Here is a 5,254-nt window from a genome sequence, read left to right as displayed (position 1 = left end):
TCACCATAAATCACTCGGCTATGCGGATAGCCCTGCCGGCCTTTGTTTATGGCCTGGCTTTATTATATATAGTAGATGACAAAAAGGATCCTGTACATAGGAAACGACTTACGCGTTAACAGCTTTACGGCAACTTATATCTCTTTCTTCAGCAAGGTACTGCGAAAAGAGGGCTACAAGGTGAAAACCGCCTCGACCCGTAATAACAAGGCTTTTAGGCTGTTGGAAATGCTAGGCCTGATCATCCGTTATCATAAAAAAACCGATGTGGTCCTCATCGATACTTACGGGGCTATGAATTTTTATTATGCTTACCTGGTGGCCAAAACCTGTCAGGCCTATAATCTGGATTACATCCCTATCCTGCACGGCGGAAACCTTCCCGAACGCTTAAATGCTTCGCCGTCTTATAGCCGCAGTCTCTTCGGAAAGGCGAAGATAAATATCGCGCCTTCCCGCTTTCTCTATGATATTTTTAAGGCTGCAGGCTTTGAGAACATAAAGCTCATTCCTAACGCTATCCAGCTTAAAAATTACCCTTTTAAAGAGCGGAGGAAACTCGGACCGAAATTGCTTTGGGTGCGAAGGTTTCAGAAACGCTATAACCCTTTGATGGCCTTACACATGCTGAAAATTCTTCAGGAAAAACATCCTGATGCCGAAATGTGCATGGTAGGTCCCGATAAGGACGGTAGCCTGAAATTATGTAAAAACTTTGCCCGAAAGCATAAGTTAAAAGTGAAATTTCCGGGCAAACTTTCAAAAAAGAAATGGGCTAAGCTCTCACAAGACTACGATTTTTTCATCAATACCACCACTATAGACAACACTCCCATCAGCGTGATCGAGGCGATGAGTCTGGGTCTTGGCATTGTTTCTACCGATGTAGGTGGCATGCCCATTCTGGTAAAGGATGGAGAAGACGGGGTTCTTGTTCCTGAAAGCGATGCCCCGGCTATGGCCCGTGCCCTGGAATATTTAATCTCAGACCAGGAAAAAGCAGCAGCGATGTGCAAAACGGCCCGGAAAAAAGTAGAGAATTTTGACTGGGAGCTGGTTAAAAAGGATTGGAATGAAGTACTTGGATAGTTTAACGTTCAACGTTCAAAGTTTATCGTTCAATTTTTTTGAATGACGTCCCTGATATAGGTTGACTATGTTTAAACTTATTGTAAATCTTGAATCTTGAATCTTGAATCTTGAATCTTGAATCGGGAACCTTGAACCTTAAAAATGAAAAACCTGGTGTACATAGGTAATCAACTCAAAGTCCGTGGCGGGACACCGACTTCTATAGATATACTTGCTCCACTTTTAAGAACTGAAGGTTTTACTGTTCATACTGCTTCTTCCAGGAAAAATGAGCTACTTCGGTTAAGCGCGATGCTAACCACAATTCTTCGGCATCATAAAAGTACCGATGCCGTGCTGATCGATACCTACAGCACCCGTAACTTCTGGTATGCAGTGCTCTGCGCTCAATTATGCAGAATGCTTTCTTTGGATTATATTCTCTTGCTCCATGGAGGCGACCTACCTAACAGACTTAAATCACAACCTGAAATTACTCGGAATCTCTTTAGTAATGCTCGTTTTAATATCTGTCCTTCCTTATATATACAGGAAATCCTGCAGCAGGCCGGAGTAAACAATACCCGTTTTATTCCTAACCCGGTACAGTTGGAAGCTTATGAATTTAAACTGCGAGAGAATCCCCGGCCCCGACTACTTTGGGTACGTTCTTTCGCCAAAATCTATAACCCGCTTCTTGCTCTGAAAGTGCTGGAAGGGCTATTGAAAAACCATCCTGAAGCAAAACTTTGCATGGTAGGGCCACTAAAGGATGAATCTCTTGAAGAATGTAAGGATTACGCACGGAAGAAAAATCTTCCTGTAACTTTCTCCGGCCTTTTAAGCAAGGAGGAGTGGATAGAGCTTTCAGGTGACTACGATATTTTCCTCAACACTACCGATATTGACAACACCCCCGTAAGCGTGATCGAAGCCATGACCCTGGGCCTAACGGTTGTTTCAACTAATGTAGGAGGAATGCCATATCTCATAGAGAATGGCAAAACAGGTCTGCTGGTCCCCCCCGGAGAAGTTAGTTCCCTGCTTGATGAGATTAATTTCCTAATCCAAAACCCTGAAGAGGCTCAAAAGATTAGCCTTGCCGCCAGGGAGAAGGTGGAGGCTTTTGACTGGACTGTGGTTAAGCATGATTGGATTGAATTGCTGAATCAGTTGTGAGTTCTGGGTTCTCTGTCGTCGGATTGTAGAGTACTGAATAGGGTTGATTATTTTTAGTGGAAAGTGGAATGGGGAAAAATGTTCCGTGTTTAACGTTCAAAGTTTAACGTCATCCCGGACCTGATCCGGGATCTCATTCTACTGGCTTTTTCCGGTCGATAATTGAAGCTCACTCAGAGGAGATGCTGAATCAAGTTCAGCATGACGTAGACAAATTCATTTTCAGTACCCGTGCTCTTTTGCGGCCTCTGCTTGAGAATCCATTTTTAGTTTGACACTAAGTGTGACATCATTCCGGGCCTGAACCGGAATCTCATCCAGTTTGTTATTTTTGGTGGACTTTCAAAGCTCACTCAAATGAGATGCTGAATCAAGTTCAGCATGACGTAGACAAATTCATTTTCAGTACCCGTACTTTTTGTCCTTTTGAAGTAGCGACGGCGAATCTCACAACAGGGCTTTGTCGTTTTGTAGGATTGGTAAAGGACTTCTTGCGCCCTTCACGAAAACCTCCGTGCTCTTTGGGTGAAACCTGGCTATCAAGACTCACAACCAAAACCCACTTTTCACTCTCCTCTCTCTCCATTCTATATTCCGATACCTTTCCAAATACTGAGGCTCAACCAGCCTCATCGAAAAAATTCCAACTCAGCACTAAACCAGAGACCCAAAACTCAAAAAAATTATATCTTAGCCTCATAACCAAGCTAGACTATGTCGGAACAACGTCCGCTGTTTCATTTTGAAATTTCCGAGCGAAAGGTCCTGCTTCGGCTGTTCGACAACTTTTGTGTTTTGCTGAGCCTTAGCCTGGTAGGGATTATTTTTGAATTCGACTACTTCCGAATCACCTCCGATACCTGGACCTGGACCCTGGTCTTTGTCTTTTATTTTAATATTTTTAATACGGTTTTTGAACTTTATGACCTCCGGAAAGCGAGTCAGTGGGATGCCAGTCTACAGAATGTACTGCTTAGCTCGGCCCTAACGCTGTTGTTTTTTATGCTAACTCCTTATATTACGCCCGTACTTCCGGAAAACCGATTGCAAATTCTCTTTTTCTTCCTGGCTATTGCCCTGGCTATGCTGCTGTGGCGCCTTACCTATATCAGCCTGATCTCCACGCCCCGGTTCTATAAGCGGGTGTTGGTGGTGGGAGACTCTTTCGATATTCGCCTCATAGCAGACTCCCTTCAGAAGTCGGATCCTAATTATATGGTGGTGGGTTTTGTGAATACCGATCATAGCGGCAATCACGATCTCGACGACAGCGGCTTGTTGAGGTTTGAGGTAGATAAACTTTCCGATACCATCAGGGCGCATCATATTAATGAGATCGTGGTTGCCAGTGGATACCAAAAGGGGCTGATGCTCAGTCTCTATACTCAACTTAACGAACTCCTGAAAACCGGTTTCCCCATCAGGGATTATATCCAGGTCTATGAGGAGGTGACGCGGCGAATTCCCGTAGAACACGTAGATAAGCACTTCTACCGGTATTTTCCTTTTAGTCGAAGCAATCAGAATAAATTTTATTTATTGGCTTTTCGCGTTTTCGACCTACTAATCGCCTTGGTGGGACTGCTCTTCGGAATACTTATTCTCCCATTAATTCTTATAGGGAATCTTCTGGCAAATCGTGGACCCTTGTTTTACAGGCAGGAACGGGTGGGTAAGAATGGTAGAGTTTTTCGTATTCTGAAGTTACGCACTATGACCCGGAATGCCGAGCCAAACGGCCCCAGATATGCCGAAAAGAACGATGGCCGGGTGACTAACTTTGGAAAGTTTCTGCGGCGCTCCCGGATTGACGAGATCCCGCAATTTTATAATGTCCTGAAAGGGGATATGAGCCTTATTGGTCCCCGTCCGGAAAGACCGGTTTTTGTTCGGGAACTTTCCGAAAGCATTCCTTTTTATGATGCCCGCCATGTGATAAAACCCGGGCTTACCGGCTGGGCCCAGGTAATGGCCGATTACGGAACCTGCCATACCGATAGTCTTCTGAAACTTCAGTATGATCTTTATTATATCAAACATCGTGGAATTTTCCTCGATCTCAATATTTTATTGAAAACCCTTAGTACGGTAATTTTCTACAGGGGACAATAAATCAGGCTATAGTCGGTAGATAGTGGCTTTTGACTTAATAATATAACAGAGCCTCCCTCAATCTTTATTAAAACAAAAATTCCTTTTTTAACTTTTATAGCCGTAAAGGTTAAACAGGGGTTAAACAATTGTGCATTTCGTCGAATATTTTGGTACTTGGTCGGTTAATATGATGAATCTTATTAACTTTAGGAAAGAATAGGTCGCCCCTATGATTTACCGCTATGAAAACAGACTACTTGAAAATATTTATTATTCTTACCCTTCTTTTTGCTGGGGGAGCTTGCTGTGCTCAGGCATCAGCCACTGCTAATTTCAAGGCTTCGGCAACAATCATAGAACCTATTGGGATCACCACAACTTCTCATATGAACTTCGCTAATATCGACGCCCGTGATGGGGGCACGGTGATTTTAAAACCCGATAATACCAGGACGGCCACCGGTGGGCTTGAACTTAAAGAGGCTGCCAATGTTTCAGCGGCTACCTTCTTAGTGACGGGACAACGGGGGTATTCCTTTAATATCAGTCTGCCCCAGGGAAAGCATGAACTTCGCAATGGAGGAGAAGCCATGACACTTCAGGATTTCACTGCCGAGCTTGACCAAAGTTCGCTTGGGGCCGGCCCGGCAAGCCTTAAGGTTGGTGCCAGCCTTTATGTGAATCCCAACCAGAAACCCGGGGTTTATAATACAGTTGGAGATCTTCAGGTAACCGTAAATTATAATTAGTCTTTCCTTATTTTTATTAATTATTCCATAACGAAAATCACTATAACGTTGTAGTTTTTAGTGAATTTTAGGCAAAAGTGTATTTCAACGAGTATTTGATTGTCTCATCGAAAAAATTAGTTTTCGATAGGGGTTTTCCCCCATCTTTGTACTGTTAAATC

General features: G+C 43.5%; 4 protein-coding genes and 1 pseudogene. All 5 read left to right on the top strand.

The window, feature by feature from the left end; translation table 11 throughout:
- Window positions 1-119: pseudogene (locus VIM94_RS08695) on the top strand (O-antigen ligase domain-containing protein); the annotation flags it as partial.
- Window positions 76-1,089 carry a glycosyltransferase family 4 protein gene (locus tag VIM94_RS08690; RefSeq protein ID WP_332038903.1) on the top strand — a complete coding sequence of 338 codons (1,014 nt, stop codon included), beginning with the start codon at window positions 76-78 and terminating at the stop codon, window positions 1,087-1,089. The pseudogene VIM94_RS08695 and the gene VIM94_RS08690, both read left to right, overlap by 44 nt.
- A 144-nt stretch (window positions 1,090-1,233) precedes the next feature.
- On the top strand, window positions 1,234-2,250 hold the full coding sequence (locus VIM94_RS08685) for a glycosyltransferase family 4 protein (protein WP_332038902.1): 1,017 nt from the start codon (window positions 1,234-1,236) through the stop codon (window positions 2,248-2,250).
- Between the two features lie 714 nt (window positions 2,251-2,964).
- Window positions 2,965-4,362 carry a sugar transferase gene (locus VIM94_RS08680; protein WP_332038901.1) on the top strand — a complete coding sequence of 466 codons (1,398 nt, stop codon included), beginning with the start codon at window positions 2,965-2,967 and terminating at the stop codon, window positions 4,360-4,362.
- A gap of 224 nt (window positions 4,363-4,586) precedes the next feature.
- The gene (locus VIM94_RS08675; RefSeq protein ID WP_332038900.1) at window positions 4,587-5,093 is read left to right on the top strand and encodes a DUF4402 domain-containing protein; all 507 of its coding nucleotides are present in this window, start codon (window positions 4,587-4,589) and stop codon (window positions 5,091-5,093) included.
- The last annotated feature ends 161 nt before the right edge of the window (window positions 5,094-5,254 follow it).

It is taken from the genome of Salegentibacter sp., assembly GCF_036568425.1.
Classification (GTDB): Bacteria; Bacteroidota; Bacteroidia; order Flavobacteriales; family Flavobacteriaceae; genus Salegentibacter.
The sequence above is the reverse complement of the archived record's forward strand: the minus strand, read 5'-3'. Positions and strand labels throughout refer to the sequence as shown.

What these genes read in the sequence shown, in the direction of transcription:
- VIM94_RS08690 (WP_332038903.1), top strand. Translation starts at nt 76, where the DNA reads ATGACAAAAAGGATCCTGTACATAGGAAACGACTTACGCGTTAACAGC.
- VIM94_RS08685 (WP_332038902.1), top strand. Translation starts at nt 1,234, where the DNA reads ATGAAAAACCTGGTGTACATAGGTAATCAACTCAAAGTCCGTGGCGGG.
- VIM94_RS08680 (WP_332038901.1), top strand. Translation starts at nt 2,965, where the DNA reads ATGTCGGAACAACGTCCGCTGTTTCATTTTGAAATTTCCGAGCGAAAG.
- VIM94_RS08675 (WP_332038900.1), top strand. Translation starts at nt 4,587, where the DNA reads ATGAAAACAGACTACTTGAAAATATTTATTATTCTTACCCTTCTTTTT.